Annotated in this window: 28 protein-coding genes; 2 read left to right on the top strand and 26 right to left on the bottom strand. The window is 31.6% G+C overall.

The window, feature by feature from the left end; genetic code table 11:
- Positions 1 to 54 precede the first annotated feature (54 nt).
- Positions 55 to 1,848, top strand: coding sequence for an ABC transporter substrate-binding protein (locus tag PQ456_RS01460; RefSeq protein ID WP_273614528.1), 1,794 nt, complete (start codon positions 55 to 57; stop codon positions 1,846 to 1,848).
- Positions 1,849 to 2,039: 191 nt separating this feature from the next.
- A complete protein-coding gene (locus PQ456_RS01455; RefSeq protein WP_273616214.1) occupies positions 2,040 to 2,492 on the top strand; it encodes a GNAT family N-acetyltransferase in 453 nt (150 codons plus the stop codon).
- Positions 2,493 to 2,589: 97 nt separating this feature from the next.
- Here PQ456_RS01455 and PQ456_RS01450 read toward each other — a convergent pair whose 3' ends face one another.
- The 26 genes from PQ456_RS01450 to PQ456_RS01325 form a co-directional block, all read right to left on the bottom strand.
- Positions 2,590 to 3,057 carry a hypothetical protein gene (locus PQ456_RS01450; RefSeq protein WP_273614527.1) on the bottom strand — a complete coding sequence of 156 codons (468 nt, stop codon included), beginning with the start codon at positions 3,055 to 3,057 and terminating at the stop codon, positions 2,590 to 2,592.
- Between the two features lie 114 nt (positions 3,058 to 3,171).
- Entirely contained in the window at positions 3,172 to 3,429 is a 258-nt protein-coding gene (locus PQ456_RS01445; protein ID WP_273614526.1) for an Imm32 family immunity protein, read from the bottom strand.
- Position 3,430: 1 nt separating this feature from the next.
- Entirely contained in the window at positions 3,431 to 3,613 is a 183-nt protein-coding gene (locus tag PQ456_RS01440; RefSeq protein WP_273614525.1) for a hypothetical protein, read from the bottom strand.
- Between the two features lie 12 nt (positions 3,614 to 3,625).
- A complete protein-coding gene (locus PQ456_RS01435; protein WP_273614524.1) occupies positions 3,626 to 3,958 on the bottom strand; it encodes a hypothetical protein in 333 nt (110 codons plus the stop codon).
- A 17-nt stretch (positions 3,959 to 3,975) separates the two neighbouring features.
- Positions 3,976 to 4,296: a hypothetical protein gene (locus PQ456_RS01430; protein WP_273614523.1), complete on the bottom strand. Its 321-nt coding sequence runs from the start codon at positions 4,294 to 4,296 to the stop codon at positions 3,976 to 3,978.
- 59 nt (positions 4,297 to 4,355) lie between these two features.
- Positions 4,356 to 4,625 (bottom strand): hypothetical protein, encoded by a 270-nt coding sequence (locus PQ456_RS01425; protein WP_273614522.1) that lies wholly within the window; start codon positions 4,623 to 4,625, stop codon positions 4,356 to 4,358.
- Between the two features lie 208 nt (positions 4,626 to 4,833).
- Complete coding sequence (locus PQ456_RS01420) at positions 4,834 to 5,280, bottom strand: hypothetical protein (RefSeq protein ID WP_273614521.1); 447 nt, start codon at positions 5,278 to 5,280, stop codon at positions 4,834 to 4,836.
- Between the two features lie 145 nt (positions 5,281 to 5,425).
- Positions 5,426 to 5,782, bottom strand: coding sequence for a hypothetical protein (locus PQ456_RS01415; RefSeq protein ID WP_273614520.1), 357 nt, complete (start codon positions 5,780 to 5,782; stop codon positions 5,426 to 5,428).
- 70 nt (positions 5,783 to 5,852) lie between these two features.
- Entirely contained in the window at positions 5,853 to 6,266 is a 414-nt protein-coding gene (locus tag PQ456_RS01410; RefSeq protein ID WP_273614519.1) for an Imm7 family immunity protein, read from the bottom strand.
- Positions 6,267 to 6,405: 139 nt separating this feature from the next.
- Complete coding sequence (locus tag PQ456_RS01405; RefSeq protein WP_273614518.1) at positions 6,406 to 6,702, bottom strand: hypothetical protein; 297 nt, start codon at positions 6,700 to 6,702, stop codon at positions 6,406 to 6,408.
- 71 nt (positions 6,703 to 6,773) lie between these two features.
- Positions 6,774 to 7,097 carry a hypothetical protein gene (locus PQ456_RS01400; protein ID WP_273614517.1) on the bottom strand — a complete coding sequence of 108 codons (324 nt, stop codon included), beginning with the start codon at positions 7,095 to 7,097 and terminating at the stop codon, positions 6,774 to 6,776.
- Positions 7,098 to 7,149: 52 nt separating this feature from the next.
- Positions 7,150 to 7,464: a hypothetical protein gene (locus tag PQ456_RS01395; RefSeq protein ID WP_273614516.1), complete on the bottom strand. Its 315-nt coding sequence runs from the start codon at positions 7,462 to 7,464 to the stop codon at positions 7,150 to 7,152.
- 219 nt (positions 7,465 to 7,683) lie between these two features.
- Entirely contained in the window at positions 7,684 to 8,001 is a 318-nt protein-coding gene (locus PQ456_RS01390; RefSeq protein WP_273614515.1) for a hypothetical protein, read from the bottom strand.
- Positions 8,002 to 8,060: 59 nt separating this feature from the next.
- The gene (locus PQ456_RS01385) at positions 8,061 to 8,363 is read right to left on the bottom strand and encodes a hypothetical protein (RefSeq protein ID WP_273614514.1); all 303 of its coding nucleotides are present in this window, start codon (positions 8,361 to 8,363) and stop codon (positions 8,061 to 8,063) included.
- A 126-nt stretch (positions 8,364 to 8,489) separates the two neighbouring features.
- Entirely contained in the window at positions 8,490 to 9,098 is a 609-nt protein-coding gene (locus tag PQ456_RS01380; RefSeq protein ID WP_273614513.1) for a hypothetical protein, read from the bottom strand.
- 131 nt (positions 9,099 to 9,229) lie between these two features.
- Positions 9,230 to 9,946, bottom strand: coding sequence for a hypothetical protein (locus tag PQ456_RS01375; RefSeq protein ID WP_273614512.1), 717 nt, complete (start codon positions 9,944 to 9,946; stop codon positions 9,230 to 9,232).
- A 113-nt stretch (positions 9,947 to 10,059) separates the two neighbouring features.
- Positions 10,060 to 10,503, bottom strand: coding sequence for a hypothetical protein (locus PQ456_RS01370; protein WP_273614511.1), 444 nt, complete (start codon positions 10,501 to 10,503; stop codon positions 10,060 to 10,062).
- A 139-nt stretch (positions 10,504 to 10,642) separates the two neighbouring features.
- Positions 10,643 to 11,359, bottom strand: coding sequence for a hypothetical protein (locus PQ456_RS01365; protein WP_273614510.1), 717 nt, complete (start codon positions 11,357 to 11,359; stop codon positions 10,643 to 10,645).
- Positions 11,360 to 11,582: 223 nt separating this feature from the next.
- Positions 11,583 to 11,828, bottom strand: coding sequence for a hypothetical protein (locus PQ456_RS01360; protein ID WP_273614509.1), 246 nt, complete (start codon positions 11,826 to 11,828; stop codon positions 11,583 to 11,585).
- 51 nt (positions 11,829 to 11,879) lie between these two features.
- A complete protein-coding gene (locus PQ456_RS01355; protein WP_273614508.1) occupies positions 11,880 to 12,281 on the bottom strand; it encodes a hypothetical protein in 402 nt (133 codons plus the stop codon).
- 113 nt (positions 12,282 to 12,394) lie between these two features.
- Positions 12,395 to 13,087 carry a hypothetical protein gene (locus PQ456_RS01350; RefSeq protein ID WP_273614507.1) on the bottom strand — a complete coding sequence of 231 codons (693 nt, stop codon included), beginning with the start codon at positions 13,085 to 13,087 and terminating at the stop codon, positions 12,395 to 12,397.
- A 13-nt stretch (positions 13,088 to 13,100) separates the two neighbouring features.
- The gene (locus PQ456_RS01345; protein WP_273614506.1) at positions 13,101 to 13,721 is read right to left on the bottom strand and encodes a hypothetical protein; all 621 of its coding nucleotides are present in this window, start codon (positions 13,719 to 13,721) and stop codon (positions 13,101 to 13,103) included.
- A gap of 42 nt (positions 13,722 to 13,763) precedes the next feature.
- Positions 13,764 to 14,873 carry an RHS repeat domain-containing protein gene (locus PQ456_RS01340; protein WP_273614505.1) on the bottom strand — a complete coding sequence of 370 codons (1,110 nt, stop codon included), beginning with the start codon at positions 14,871 to 14,873 and terminating at the stop codon, positions 13,764 to 13,766.
- A 154-nt stretch (positions 14,874 to 15,027) separates the two neighbouring features.
- The gene (locus tag PQ456_RS01335; RefSeq protein WP_273614504.1) at positions 15,028 to 15,342 is read right to left on the bottom strand and encodes a hypothetical protein; all 315 of its coding nucleotides are present in this window, start codon (positions 15,340 to 15,342) and stop codon (positions 15,028 to 15,030) included.
- A gap of 12 nt (positions 15,343 to 15,354) precedes the next feature.
- Complete coding sequence (locus PQ456_RS01330) at positions 15,355 to 15,486, bottom strand: hypothetical protein (protein ID WP_273614503.1); 132 nt, start codon at positions 15,484 to 15,486, stop codon at positions 15,355 to 15,357.
- 839 nt (positions 15,487 to 16,325) lie between these two features.
- Positions 16,326 to 16,772 (bottom strand): hypothetical protein, encoded by a 447-nt coding sequence (locus tag PQ456_RS01325; protein WP_273614502.1) that lies wholly within the window; start codon positions 16,770 to 16,772, stop codon positions 16,326 to 16,328.
- Between the last annotated feature and the right edge of the window lie 9 nt (positions 16,773 to 16,781).

Genomic DNA, 16,781 nt, shown 5'->3' with positions numbered 1-16,781 from the left:
TACAGTAGAACTTATTCATGGTGTGCTTTGGATAGTGTAAAGGAGAGAGCGATTTTGCGAATAGCCGAAGATTATGTACAGCTCAGATTCGCTTTTCAACAGTATGCAGATCAACAATCTTTTCATATTACGATGGATCAATTAGCACAAGCTTTATTTTGCACACCTCGTAATGCCAAATTAATTATTACCAAAATGGAACAAGCGCGTTGGATCGAATTTCGCTCCGGTCGAGGTCGTGGAAATACGTCTGAACTAACTTTTTTGCATCCGGTGACGACTGCATTATTAGATGAAGCTAAAGAACGAGTTCTCCAAGGAGATGTGCAAAGTGCTTTTGCTTGGCTTCAAGCCCATGAGACACTCGCTATTGTACGCCCGTTATTTCTAGAATGGCTTATGACTTACTTCGGATATAGTACACAACAGGTTGGACAAGATCGGGTGATCGAGACATTGCGGTTGCCGATTTATAGACCGATTGTATCGCTAGAGCCAGCTAACGCTTTGTATGCTTTCGATACGCATCTAGTGCATCAAATCTACAGCCGATTAGTGCAATACAATCACTTGCAACAGACATTTACCAAAGACATTGCTCATCATTGGGAAGTTAACGAAGGTGCTACCTGTTGGACATTTTATCTTACCAAAGGAATTACTTTTCACCATGGACAAGAGTTAACTGCACAAGATGTATATGCTAGCCTTACCCGATTACAAGATCCATCTGTTGTTCATCACTGGTTGGTTCAAGATATCGACTATATTCAAGTGATACATCCTTATCAAATACAGATAATACTACGCCGACCGAATGCGCTATTTCTTTTCTATCTTAGTCATAGTGCTGCTTCGATCTCTCCTGCATCCGAGCTTTCAACCCATCCACAACATACACTGCCGATCGGTTCAGGGCCTTATCAGGTGGTATCTCATCATACTGGAAAATGTACGCTGACATTATTTCCATCTTATTTTGGATATAGAGGTCATATCGATCAGATTGAGATTATTATTGTACCTGAGAACGAAGCAGAAGCTTGCTTTGGGACTAGCCCTGGTGTATTGACTGTAGTGACAGGAGAATTTCCTATTCCTGCCGATCTGGAAATGCCTTTAACACAAACGGTCACAGGGGTATCGACACTAACCTTTAATCTGCGAAAAGATACTATTTTGCAAGATCACAGATTTCGTGAAGTGTTAGTACAGGGCATCGACCGTCTACACATGGTACGCGAACTAGGATCAACATATCTGCGTCCTGCATCTGGATTACATATTCAAGCAGAATCGTTAGCAGAGCAAGCACCATATCATATCATGACAGAAGATATAGTAGCGCAGTTACAACAAACTTCTTATGCTGGAGAAGCACTGCATTTGTATACGTTTGCCCGTCATGCTACACATGCGTACTGGCTTCAACAACAATATCAGACATTCGGGATCGTTATACAGGTGCATATTGTAACATGGGCAGAGACGATACAACCGGACACGATGGAACAAGCAGACCTTATATTATTCGAAGCGATGGTTAGCGACAATCCAATTAGCCTACTAGAACATGTCCAATCACATCGTAACTTTATCAGACATTCCCTTCCTGCCCGGACGGTCGATCAATTAGATCAACTCACTCAACATATGCTTGCTTCTTCTGCACAGGAAGCTATTATGCAATGGTCTGTTGCTGTTAATCAGTTACTACAGGAATCCTGTACCAGTGCATTTCTAGTGGTACGCACAGCCAGTACAATCTATCATCCATCATTGCGCGGAGTACACGTAAATCCTAAAGGATGGGTAGACTTTGCTACGCTGTGGTTTCAAGACACCTGATCGTCTAAAAAACAGAAAACCGATTCGATACGAAAAGTAGAAATATTTCGCTTCCACTTTACTATTTTTACAATAAAGGTGAGACGATACAATAAAACCTATAGTATTACTGACTTATATATGGAGGTGCTCCCTTGCTACAGACAGTTGTTATCGAACAAGTACAACATATCGAACCGTATCTGGATGAAATGTCGGATATGCTGGTACAGATTGTAGATGCAGGCGCATCTATCGGTTTTCTTCCCCCTATGGATCACGCAGAAGCTAATACTTACTGGGGACAGGTGCTACAACCGGGAACATTATTGTATGTTGCCAAAATCAACAATATTATTGCCGGTACGATTCAATTACATCTATGTACCAAGCCCAATGGAGATCACCGAGCTGAAGTAGCCAAGCTTATGGTACACCTGAACTACCGCCGTCATGGTACTGCTCGCCAACTGATGGAACATATCGAACACAAAGCAACAGAAGAAAACCGTATTCTACTTGTACTGGATACCCGAGATGGAGATCCTTCCAATCTTCTTTATCAGTCATTAGGCTATATCCAAGCCGGACAAATCCCGAACTACGCCAAGTCTGGAAATGATGGATTAGATGCTACAAATTTGTATTATAAGCACTTGGTGTAAAGTAAAATCAAAAAGAGATAGGTTCATATAAATGAATCTATCTCTTTTTTGTGTGAACACTTTTTAACAATATGATCTCTATTCGTTGTACTCTATTTTAAGTCACAAAATGAGGCTTCAGCCAGATAGCTTTCAAGGTATAGTTTTCTAAAATAGCTATAGTAGAAGAAGCAAATTCGATCGCTATTTCTGCAAGATGGCATTCAGGATGACCTATACAAATCCAACCAGACTGCTTATCGTAAAAAGTAGACCAGGTATCCACTTCAATAATTCTTTCAGCTTCTCCTGATTCTATCTTTATTGAAGCGTCTAATAATAGATCGCCTTTAAAAGATACGGTTTTTTGTAAAGTTTTATGTTGCCATGAGTCATAAGAATTCAATCCCCATATCTGACGTGCTGCTCTAGTATGAGAATCGAATGTAATATTTAAATATCCAATAAGTATAGTAAAATCGCTACTCCTCATTGGCTCAAAGTCAAACGAATGATCTTCTTTTCGGTAGATCAGTGTCCCTTCAATAATTTTATTTGTTCGTTTATATGTAAACGTAATATTCACCTCAATTAATCGAAACGTATTATTTAAAAAAAATGCAATATAGTGAAATCGCGCTTTTTTTGATATTTCTACACTGTAACAAAGCTTGTTTTATAGTGTGAAAATCAGTTGAAGTTATATTTTCTCTAAGATTATTTCTGCTGAGTCTGTTTCTAACGAATTCAATTCATCTAAGTGAATATGGCTTCCTGTTGGCACTTCTGCTTGGGCTAAGATTAGTAAGTGTTTGGCAAGTGAAATTAGACCTGCTGAATTAGCTCTGATCTTAACGATATCATTTTCTACGCTAGAAAAGATCTCAAAATCTTCCTCCCAATCTAATTGCAATCCATTGATAGACGAATAATCTGGAATCGTAACCTTTATTTCCACCTTATAATTCTCCTTTTACTGAAATAATAGAAAATTGAAATATATCGGACATTTGAGTCAAATAATCAGTTAAGCTCTGAATTTCTTTGCCATCGATCTCAGCAATATACAGAGATTCATTCTTTTCAAATGTATGCTTTATCTTTTGCATATCAGTTAACGCTACATGATAAATATCTTCCATATGGTCCTCCCATCAATTTTTCCAGAAATCTTTTCTCCATTCATCGATTTCGTCTAAAATATATAAAAACTCAGCTACACTTATATTAAATCTGAATAACTTTTCTTCTTCAACAAATCCTTCTGATCCAATATCAATGATTTCAACTTCTTGTGCATTTAATTTTCTCAAAAGATATTGATTGCCTTCATATTCTCCCACCCGAAAATTCGCAACACTCAAAAAAGAATACATTACTTCAATAAAATCATCATCGATTTCAAGATTTAAAAAATCTGTCATTGCATCATAGGCAAGTTCACCTTTTTGATTAATGAATTCTTCTTTAGTAATTTTCTTTTTCATATGTTTCTCCTTTTATTTTAGTTATCTGTACATAGCACGATCGAGTTTATTGGTTTTAAGTGTTCAAAAAAGTGACATTGATATAAATGAGTTACTGTTTGTGTTATTTCTTCTATGGTTACTTCTTTTACAATAATTAAATTTGGATAGACCTCGTAATATCCATAATTCTCGTATTCTGATTGAACATCCTGCTGTAGTCTAACGATATCGTGAACAGCTAATTTATATCTAAGTTGTCCTATTTCTACATACACATCTGACCGAAAACCTTTGTTTAACGCTTCAAAATTTGCTAACTCCGAATCATCTTCAACATAAATTTTTATTGATGACATATTGTGTTCACCTTTTTAGAATATTTTCAAAATCAGATCGATAACAATGTATAGATTTACTAATCATATGTAATCCAAATATACGTTTCTTGTTTTTTTGCTTGTAAAGCTAAGTTATACATATCACTTAAAATGTCTGAACATGTTTGATCTAAACGTGTTTTGTCTATACTTTGTAATTCATTAATAACGCCTGAAATATCCAGGAGCTTCCAAGGAGAATGATCGTACCAACCGATATGCGTATCATAATAGTAAAATAATCCTTTTTCTCCATTAGCAATAGGCTGAATATAAGACATCATAATATCAAAATAGCCTTCCCACATTCTAATTGAAAATCTAGTGTTATCTGAACTGGAGTATAGGGAAGTAGTCCAATCGGATCACATTCGTCGATTATTTTTTTTATACTCAACTTCATATCTCCTTTATTTACTATATAATCTTTGTACTATAGCTATTAATTGCTTACTTTGAAACAAGTAATAGACAATTTCAGAGACTAACTTCAGGTCAAAATAAATCGCAATTAATCTATTTTTTTATTTTTCTTATTAATATATTTACTTCTTTTAAATAGTCTAAAACAAGACTTTTGTTTTGATCACTATTATATGCTCTAGTATATTTATCATTTAAAATAACAACTATTTTATCTACATCTATATTTTTCTGAATCAAACTATCTAGGATTATAAGATCTGTATATTCAGTAGTATCTTCTTTATAGAAAAAACTACTACATTCATTCCACATAGATTCAACAAATTCTGTATCACAGTAGGGAATAACATAATACGCAAAATAATGAATAAAACTCGAATCGCGTTGTTGTAGTTTAAGGTGAGGAATCATTCGTTCTCTCATTGCTATTAAAGAATCTACTACATCTTTAGCTTCTTCTAACATTTGAGAATTTTGGAGATCATCTAAAGCGTCTAATAAAATAGGGATTTCATGATTTTCTTTTTTATTTTTCATAAATTACCTTCTTAATTCTTCTTATATATTTTCGAGTGAGCTACTTGGTTAATAGTAATCAAAATTTCGTTTTTGCATTTCTTAGAATCCTATTATAAGACCTATCTGCTCTAGAGTTATGGTTATAGATAAAATTCCAAAAAAATTATCTGCTATTTCTAGGTAATAAATCTTCAAAGTCGCAAGCTGCAACTGCTCCTATGTTTGATTCCCATAGTTTCTTTAACAAATCTGCTACTGCTTTTATATAATCTCTTTCCACTACTTCAGAAAATGGTTCTATTTCTAAATAATATTTATAAAACAAAAAACCATCCGATAGATTTTCACTTCTTACACTATCAAATTCAACGTTCTTTCTTATTTCAATTATTAAAGTTGAGTTAGTGATCTCCAACTTATTCACTTCTCCTGATATCTCACTATTAATCAGATGTAATAATTCATCTTGGTGTATTTCTGTATCAATAAAAACTTTACAAAATAGATTAGGTTTTACCAAAAGTAAATCACCTCAATTTTCTTATCACTATAAATAACGTATACCTATTCATCGTTTTATTTAGTAATATTCACTCAATCTCGAATTCAGACTTATTTGCTACTGTTGGAATCAAAGGTGATAAATATGTATCAGATTTTTCAGAAATGTCTCCTCTTGTCAGAACGTACACTCGAAACTCGTTAAAATATTCTAAATCTTCATCATCATAAACATATAATATCCCGTATGAACCAGAAGCTAATATACCTATATGTCTAAAAATATTTATAGGATTATATTCACTTATGATTTTGTGATTAGAAAATCCAGTCATTAAAAAATGATACTGTCCATTTATAGCTTTAACCTCAATAATATCAATATTATCTTTCATCTTAGAAATATAATTTTGTACTTGGAGTAACATTTTAGAATCTTCTATATGATTGCTCTCATCATCTACACTTATAGAAAGTACTGCCCAACCATGATATTGATACATATGTATTACCTCTCTTATTTTAGTGGTGATTGGCTATATAGATGTTCAATAAAAACGTAACTGTATTCTTATGTAGTTAACAGAACATAGCTAAGTTCAATCTGATTTTTTAATATTTTCTTTTTATAAGAACTGCATTTCAGAAAGGGGTAAATATAAGATAGCTATCGGGAATACTAATGCATTTATCAGTCAATTCAATAATTTCATTAATATGATGTAGATCTTTTTCATCATAAAGATCTTCTTTTAACATCTCTAGTTCTATAATCAATTGCTTCATGTCTTCTCTAGCAAAAGCATCATAATCAACAGTCGACAATTCACTTAGAATTTTATAATCAGATTTATTTTGTAATAAATAAACTTCATTATTCAGTTGTGAGACTTTTGCAATTCTGTCTACTGTTTTAGATTCTAATATAATTGTAATCATGTATTATCTCCATATTTTAGAATTATTAAGATCTATCGCTTTAATTAATTTCTCGGATATCTTCAAGTTCTCTACTCTATTTTGTACTTTTTCCACTCATCAATATTATCCATAATAGTCACCATTTCATTTACGGTTAGACAAAATGGTGGTGGGGAAGAATTATTATCCTTTTCTTCTATTGCAAGGTCAATAATCATTACTTCATCAGAATATAATTTTTTTAAAACATACTTATTGCCTTCATATTCCCCTTGTCTAAAGTTTCCTACTTTTAAAAAAGTATATATTGTTTTAAAATTCTCTTCTTTGATTTCTATATGTAAAAAATCAATCAATACTTCCCATGAACGTTGAGTATTCTTTAGCATAAAATATTTTTTTTGGAAATTCATGTTATTCTTGTTCTCCTTTTCTTATTTTGTCGTACAATAAAACTACTTTATGTTAAAACCCTGTTTTCCACTTATCTATTTCATCCATAATATATAACATCTCTGCTACATTTAATTGAAAATAAGTTGTAGATAAATCTTTACTGAATTCTTCTGCCACTGTATCAACAATAACAATTTCATCTGGATTCAATTTTTTGAGGATATACTGTGTACCCTCGTATTCTCCATTACGAAAGTTTTTAACACTTAGAAATTCGTAGATCCAGTTAAACGAATCTTCAGTAACTTCTAAATGCAAAAAATCAATCAATGAACTATAAGCACTTTTACTATTTTTCTCAATAAACTTTTGTTTATTAATCATTTTGTCGGTTGTCCCTCTTTAATTTTAATAGTCAATTATGTAGGTATTTATTATAAAAATAGCGATCTTCATCATTTTTTATAGAAGATAGCTACGCTTAAGATAATTAGGTTATAGGATTATAATATCTATTTGCTTTAAGCTGGAGTTCAAGATCTTTCTTTAGCCTATTATAACTAGTTTATTTCTTAATAAAAAGAACAAGCTTTTCCTAAAAAATTATTCTCCTAATAAAGATGCGTTGAATGGATTAAAGGCAATTACACTTCCCTTTATAAACCTGCACTTTTCAGCTAATCCAATAATTTCATCAATATGCTTTAAATCTTCTATGTCTCCTACGTTTTCTTTGATTTTATTAAGTTCAAATATTAGCTGGTCTGTATCCTGTTCATTAAATACATCATAATCATCAATACATAATTCTTTAAGTATTGGATAATCCTCTGAATGCTGAATTAGATACTCTTGATTATGGGGTCTTGAGATAGATTCTAATATTTTATTATCTTCTACAGCTAAAATTATTGTAAACATTGGTTTTCATTCCTTATATCATTTTTCTTAAAAAATATATTATTTCATAAAAAATAAATTTATATATTTTCATAAACTAACTCTATAAATTTTGTTAACACTTCTTCTATTTTTTCTTTATTTCTAACCTTTTCTTTTTTTTGAGGAAATTCCCAATCATCATCTTTTATTAAACTAATCACAAAACTTTGGTTGCTATCATACCAACCTATATCAATAATATACTTATTATCAGCATATGATAGAGATAACATATCTTCACTAAGAAAATAATCATCTTCTTGCGGAGACGAATTATAATCTATTTTCCCAAAATAATTAAAATTAACTTTTCCATCTCTAAAATCAAAAGTTTCTAACATGTTAAAACTCCTCTATTTTAAACGTTAGCACTATTCATTTGTAGATCCTATTTATGTTATTAATTTCTTGGCACAAATATTTATTAATTTATCTCCACATACTTAATCAATTTATGCACTACGTCATTATATTTTTATAAAATTTCTCCAAACTTCATATAAGGACAGTAAATTTTTACTTGAATCCCCTTCTGCATAGCAACTACATGAATTACGGATAATTCTAGGAGGATATAAGGGTGCATTCTTAAAACCAATAATAACAGGTTTATTAAGATCAACATGCGATTTAGGTTTGCTTAATATATTCCAATATAGATTTGAATAATTTTTAAGAAAGACTTCAGCAAAATATAAAGATACATCCATTGCCAATACCAATGTTGAGGAATCAAGCTTCCAGTCATTTACATCTTCAAATATCCAATTAGGTAGAGTTCTTTTTAGTTCATTCATTTCAGCCTGAGATTTAGGTGTAGTTTTTATATTCTTCTTTAACCATGACCAAAGTGGCTTTAATGATTCTGGTGTCATATCAAATTGTTCTAAATTTTTCTCACCGGATGATTCTATGGCTCCTAACAATATCTCAATTCTCTCTGGAATTTGTGTTGTAAACCAATCAAAGTACTCTTGCGCTTGTTGTTTAGTTAATTTTGAATATTCATCCATCTCAAATGGAGGGATCATCATCTTATATTGATATTCTATCTGTAGCACCTCCAGCTTATTCATGAATAACGTACTAAAATATTAAATTGTTGTTCTTTCTTAATTCAATGAATATTGTTGAATTAGATATTTCAAACCTATTAACCTCTCCAGCTATCTCATTTTAATTAAGTTAAATAATAAAATTCAGTGAATCAACTTAAAAGACCATAATATTTGTTAGCTTCAGCTTGGAGTTGAACATCTTCCTCTAATGTATCGTCTAGTGGGTCATCTTTTAACTGAATAAACCAACCTTTCTCTATCGGTTCAGTGTAATATACAGGAACAGACATAGCTTTTATGGCTGGTATATTTCTTAATATATCTTCTCCCCAATAATTTAGCCAATGCAAGGTTGAGGGTTTATCATTTTTAGCATAATTATCAAATCTATCTATGTTCACACTATTAGATATGCATCCCCAATAAGGTTGAAATAGATGAATACATTGGTTAAATAACACTTTGATCTTATCTTTATCTTGATTTATTTTTTCGATAGAATAAAATTTAGGAAATTGAATCACTAAATTATCAACAAATTCGGAATTGTGATTTCCTATTTTCATTCTTATACTTGAAGAATGTTGAGACTCCAAAGATGAAAAAAAATCAATAGAGTATCCTAATTCAGGAAACTCTACACCTCCTTCTTTGTTTACTCCCTTTTTTAAAGTATTTCTAAAATTCTCGTAACTCCATTCAAAAGGAACAGCATCTTTTTTTCTATTTACTGTTAGATATTTTGGCTCTACCTCTGAACCAAATTCTTTTAACACTTCCATTATTCTATAAGCCGTTTTAGCTAAACTCTCAAAATCTTTTTCTTTTGGTTTAGACCAAAGTATCATAGTGTGCAACTGTAACATGTTTTCCTCCCTATCTTCTGATAAAGGTAATACTATATTTTCATTATGTAAAAATTCGTCTGTTAAATTATTTATGAGTCCAACTGAGTTATGCCTCAGTTAGACTCATCATGTTACTCACACGATTCAAAAGCTTTAATAATAGCTGCTCCAATACTGATATAATCAGCATCTGGCGAAAGTTCAATGAAAGGGTTAGCTGGATACATATATGATCCATCTTTTCCTCTTATCAATGAGTAAAAATCATATCCATTCATGGAGTCATAACCAGAAGAAACGCAAAAATATTGCTTAGAAAAACTCGAAAAACTTTTAATCCCCGTAACTTCATTAACCACTAAAACTCCGATATCTTCTTTTTGAAACTCCTGATTCGAAATGATATCGTAACCCTTTTTCAAACTTTCTCCTAATATTTCTGCATTGTAATGCTCACCTAGAATAATGGGCTTATTGATCGTAGTTCGTATGCCATTTTCCAGAAATCCTGAAGGAACTATAAAAATATTGTTATTCTTCTTACTTTTATAGATGGAGACACTATTTCTTATCATTGTATTCCTCCCTAAATAATTGTGAAGAATTAGAAACACATTAAAGTAATACTACTAATACATTTGAAAAAGATTCAACTTTCCCCAAATTTTTAATCACATGTAGTAATGATTGATATAGCTTCTTCAATAAAATAATTTAAGATGATTTAATATTTTCTACTGTATTTTTTATAGTCAGATAACTTTTATTGATCGAATGCATGTTAGGGTCAGATATATAGTTATCAATAATTCGAAATGTTCCTTTATTAAAGTTTTTTATGCCACCAATATGATTCAAATAAATTTCATTATTGGGACGAAAATCCCATTCAGCCCCTAATTGATGAATAATATATTCTCCGAAGAAACGGTTTGCCAAAGAAATATTTTCAAGCGTAGGATTTTGTTCTAAGATTTGTTCTATCTTACTTAAACAATTAGGATCTGAATAATAAAGCTTATATTCTTCTATAAATATTTTCAGTTCATTAGTAAAATCTTGGCTTAAAATATTTTGATCAAATTTTATATATTTAGCTTCATTTTCCTCAAACCAATGTAAACCATATTGTTCAGTAATCTCCAAAAATTTCTCTATTATTTTTTGAGCGGATTCTTGATCTTCATAATAATGCCACTGCTGCGTGATAGCTCCACCTAAAAATTGAAAACTATCTATAGATTTTCCATCTTTATAATAGGTCAATCTAAATGCTTTTTTCTGCCATTTACCTTTATCAATTTGAATTCCTTCTGTAGTTCCACTTTTTTTCCTGATGAAAAGCCAAAGATTTTCTGACTTTTCATAATTAAATCCTAGTTTTTTGAGCCTATCTCCCATTATTTGTTCAATCATTTTACTTATACTCATGATATAAATCCTCCTCTAATCTAAGGAACCATAGGGAATTCTGAGAAGAAAACTGTTATACCAATCTTTTATTTTTATATATTAAATTAGTGAAAATTTCGATTAGTGCTATAACTCGACATTCAATCATATGTAATTTATCAAATCTAATACTATTATATGATAATCACAAGCAAAAATTACCTACTTGTGATTATCATATTTTTTAGCATATAACTAAAACTTATTTTTTAACTAAATCTTTCAAAATATTATAATGCCCTATAAGATCGTTTAATTGAGGATTAACTATAAATCGAGACACAATTTTATAAGGATTTTTTTTCATGCCTTCTTTTCCTCCAATATGGCTTAAAATGGGAACTCCAAATTCATCAATATCCCATTTTCCTTTTAAATTATAAATAATTAATTCACCAAAAAAATAACTAATTTTCGCTATATCTTTCTCGTTCGAATTCTTTAACAAAAAACTTTCTGCGTGTATAAGAGAATTAGGATCATCTCTCTTCAACAAAGTCTAACTAAAAAAAGTCTCTAGTTCATCTTGATGTTTTCCATCCAAAATCTCAACTAGAAACGGGCAAAAAGTAATTTTAGGCACATTTTCTTTAAACCATTGTAATCCTAATTTTTCTGTAATATTTAAAATACTCAATAAGACTTTTTCTAAAGACTTCTCATCATGAAATTCAAACCAATCATTGGCTTTTTCACCTATTAGTCTTTTTGCACTTACGGTTTTTTCTCCATTTGAAAAATAAACTCTTATTACATTGTCTTGCCATTGGCTCTGATCTAAAGAAATGTATTCAGCAAATCCGTTGCTTTTACGAATAAACTTCCATTCTTTATTATACTCAAATCCCAATTTCATAAGAGGCTTACACATTATCTTTTTCAAAGTTATAGTCTTATCCAAATTTTCTCCTCCTACTTAATTATATTTATTCTAGAAACTTAAATTCATACTACAAAATGTATAGAAAAAAGCCACATCAACATATTAATGTGGCTATACAATATACTTTTAAATCAGCCTTGTTTGAGGTTAGAGACTGTTTCTTCAAAACTTTTATAATAGGATAATAAACTTTCTGAAAAAGGAGAATCTAGAAAATTTTTTATTGGATCATACATTTCTCGATTCAAAAAATCAAATCCTCCAATGTGTTTTATATAAGGAATTTTCTTCTCATTATATGACCACTCTCCACCTAAGTTCTCAATAAATATATTTCCTAAAAAGTAAGTCATTGCAATCACTACATCTTTTTTAGGATGTTTGCGTAAGAGTTCCTCTACATTAACTAGCATTTGTGGATCAGTAGAACTTAGTTGAAAATCTTCTTTATGATTTAACATTGTTCTTAATTCATTGGGATAACTATCAATAGGCTGATTTTCATTCCACCATTTAAGTGCATACTTGTTAGTGATTTCTAAAATTTCAATCAATATATTTCGTAAATCAGATTCATTTTCATAGTAATACCATGATTCTCCACGTTCTCCAGTTAATCTAAAGCTACTGATTTGTCCTCCGCTATTAAAAAAACGAAACCTTATTGAATTTTTTTCCCAATTACTTTTTTCAATTCTTATACCTTCTACATTCCCATTATTATTTCTTATAAATAACCAAGCATCGTTTTCTTTCTGATATTTGAAACCTAATTTTTCCAATTCTTTACTCATTACTATTTTTATTATTGATAGTATTTTCATTTTCTCCTCCATCTTATGGAATAATATATTTGGGGATAGGAATTGGAAATGGAGTCAAACCTCCATTTCCTTTGTCACCACCTAAAGGTGGCAGTCCATTAGGCAAAGGTATTCCATTAGGTCGATATGAAGGTGCGAAAAACCCTGATAATGCATCCCATATTTCACTTGTTTTAGGCTCTGGTACTACTTTTAAATCTTCATTTGGTTTTTCTCTGTCTAATGAATCATAATATATCATCCCTGGATCATCATCATACGTATAGAATTTGATAACTTTATTTGAATCAAATGGATCATTAATTACTAATCCATTTGGATTAAACTTTGTTCCTTTTGTAGCAGTTGCCTTAGGATCATTTAAAAATCCATTTGCATTTATACCATTAACGTAATTATTAAGTTGTTTTAGTGCAGAAGCATGTTTTTTAGAATTAGTACGATAGCTCATAGGCTTTAACTCATAAACTTCATAACTACTAGTACCTGTTTTAAGTGCATAATCTAGCCTCCCGTTTTTACCACTAGTAAGTGTAACTTTCTCTTCTGTAAACGCAACCTCATCAACAGTTAATAAATTAACTAGCTGAAAAATTGTACCTAGCGCTGTATGTGTGTACCTACCATACTTCATACTACCAATAGCATATTTTGCTTTATGTCCTGATGGGTCATACTATAATAAAGGATTATTATTTACATACGTATATATATTTAAACTTAAGGGATTGTCGATCTGACCTTCCACTGAATCTTCATTCAAAAACCGTCCCTGACTCGGGTCATAATATCTTGCTTTCAGATAATACAGTCCCGTCTCACTATCATATGCTTCGCCTGCATATTTGAAGCTGTTCGCTACCGTTTCCTGTTGCTTGGCAATGTTCCTCCATTCATCATACCCATAGCTGTTCACAACCGTTCCACTGGTATCGACCATCTGCACCACATCACTATGTCCGTTGAACAGGTAATAATAGTCTTTACTTGCACTCTGGTCTTTCTTCACCAGTACTCGATCGCCACGGATATAAGTCGAAGTGTTGCCGTTGCTTCCTTTTTCAGATACCACTTGTCCACTACCGTTGTAGCCGTATTGGGTGGTCGCTGTACCTGTCGTTTTCTGAGAACGGAGTCCATCGGGTAAATAGTCGATCGTAGTCTTCGTACCGTTAATCGTTGCTGCAATCAGTTTGTTATCCAGATCATAGCTATAACTGGATTCTTTGGTTGCTGTCGCTTCCTGCGTGTCACTTAGCGTTTTCCGGTTACCCCGTAGATCGTACGTGTAGCTGGCGGTGCTTCCGTCGATTCGTTGCGCCGTTGCTAGACGGTTGAGCTTGTCGTAAGTGTAGGTAGATGTTTTGGCTTCGCCACCATCGATACTTTCGCTTACCGTTAAGATATTCCCATTGTTGTCGTATGTGTAACTGTAGGCAGACAACGTGCTACTGCCTTTGGTATTACTCATCTGACTCAAGCGGTTCAGTGCATCATAGGTAAAGCTTTCTTTGAGCACACTGCCATCCGCTAACGTCGGGAACGTGATCGATTGTACCATCCCGAGTGGCGTATATTCGTAATTTACATTATTCGCTTTAGCGGTGTTGCGTGTTTGTGCGCCGTTGGTCTGAATCTGGCTCAAACGAAGCTTATCGTAGCCATAGTTGGTGAAAAAGCTACTACCTGACAAGCTGTTTTTCTGATTGGTGATGCGGTCAAACGTATCGTAAGCGACGTCCAGACGGGAACTGCATTGAGTCTTAGTTAGATTATGCCGTACCATTAAAAATCATTTTCTATAATAATGTTCTATTTTATTTAACGTGATGATTTTTATAAATTAAATGGAGATAGCTACTTTTGTTATTGAAAACAAAAGTAGCTATCTTCGACTGGTTAAAATCAATCAAATCATCTTTAAAAGAAATTTACCAATATTATTTAACTAATATTTCAAGTTTTGATACTGCTTCATTCATATAATTATATAACTGCCTTACACTCTTAGTTTCCCATACAAATATTGGATTCAACCAATCTTCTTGCTGAATAATTACTAATTTAAAATAACCTTTTTCAGCATCAAAATCATGTACCCAACCTACATCTAATATATATTCATTACTATATTCAACTTGTAAAATATCTTCTTTCAAAGACCATATCTGCTCATTTAATGGCACATCCGAATTTAAATCAAAATCATTGAACACTATTTTTCCACTTCTAAAATCCACATGATCATCCAGCATATTATCACCATCCTATTTTAGTAATGCTTTGTATTCTTCCTCTGTAATTGGATGCCCGTGTATGATATCTCCATTTGTCATCTCAACACGCATATACTTGGTTCCGGAACCATCACTTGCTCCTATAACATCTTTAAATTCCATTGCTTTAAAGTCCTCTCTATTTTTTGCAGGTATATCGTATCTTTATTGAGTTAGGATTTAGCATTTATTTTCAGTATTTTATGTAAGCCTACAAGATATTAAAATATCCCATAGACAGTGTTATTTTTTAAATAAAATTTATTTTAGTACAAGCTATACCTAGAAGTTCATTACCTTGAATAAGAAAAGAAATATCATTACATTCTATTCTCAAATCAATTTCTTTTTCTTTCTCAAACCACATAATAAATCCGTTATCAGTATTCTCGATACAAAATTCAGTTGAATCAGAAACTACTTTTAATAAAGGTAACCCTTTTTTAATCTTTATATTTTCGAAAAACCACCTGAAGCTTGAACATCACCATTTGTCTGTTTATAGACCTGATCTGCTCTAGATATAATACGATAGTCTTGAACAGCACCTTTTTTACCTATCTCATCAATAGTGAGTTCGCTTACGTTAGATATCATATTTCCTTCTTAGTTGTTAACAATCGATACGAAATCTGTTTTGCTACAATCAAAAGTTCTACCTCTTCAGAATATTCTTCAGCTACAAACTTAATCTTTGTAGAATTCATTGGTTTTTCCCTATCCAGACTAATTTCGATATTTTACTAAAACGCTATATATTATTAGTTATTTTTATATTCTATGAAAACTGATCTTTGATAATCGACTCTAGTATATGAAAATGAAAAACACCTTCAAAAATTAGTCCTTCACTTTTCAAAAGGACTTCAGTTTTTTGAAGATGTTTTAATTTATTCTATCTACTATATTTTCTTTCTTACAAATTAAAACTATCACTAAATATAGTTATTTATCAAATAAATTCACTCTATGGTATCGTAAGATTCTGATCCTATTGCAACTAATTTATTATCTTGAAACAAGTAATAGATATTCTCGGAGATAATCTTTAAATCAAATTCACTTTTGCTTTTCAACCATATTACGAAATTGTCTTGGGAAATTTCAACGGTCACGTTATCGTAATCAGTTTCACTAACACTAAAGATAGGCTCTCCTATAATTTTTTCAACACTATTTGGTTCAAAGAAATTGTGTTTGGATGTTTGTATAGGATATATAAGTTCAATTTCTCCCATTGCGCCTGATTCATTTAACCATATGCAAATACCCACTCCTATCTGATAAGGTATACATTCATCATTCATATGTTTAGTTACAATATTAAATGTTCGAATCGATGGTGTATAAGTACATATAGATTTTGAAATTAAATTATTTTTATTAAGAGCAAGTAGTCTTAAAGTCATTTTAATTCT

It is taken from the genome of Paenibacillus kyungheensis (assembly GCF_028606985.1).
GTDB lineage: Bacteria > Bacillota > Bacilli > Paenibacillales > Paenibacillaceae > Saccharibacillus > Saccharibacillus kyungheensis.
Note: the sequence above shows the minus strand (reverse complement) of the source record. Positions and strands in the feature narration are given on the sequence as shown.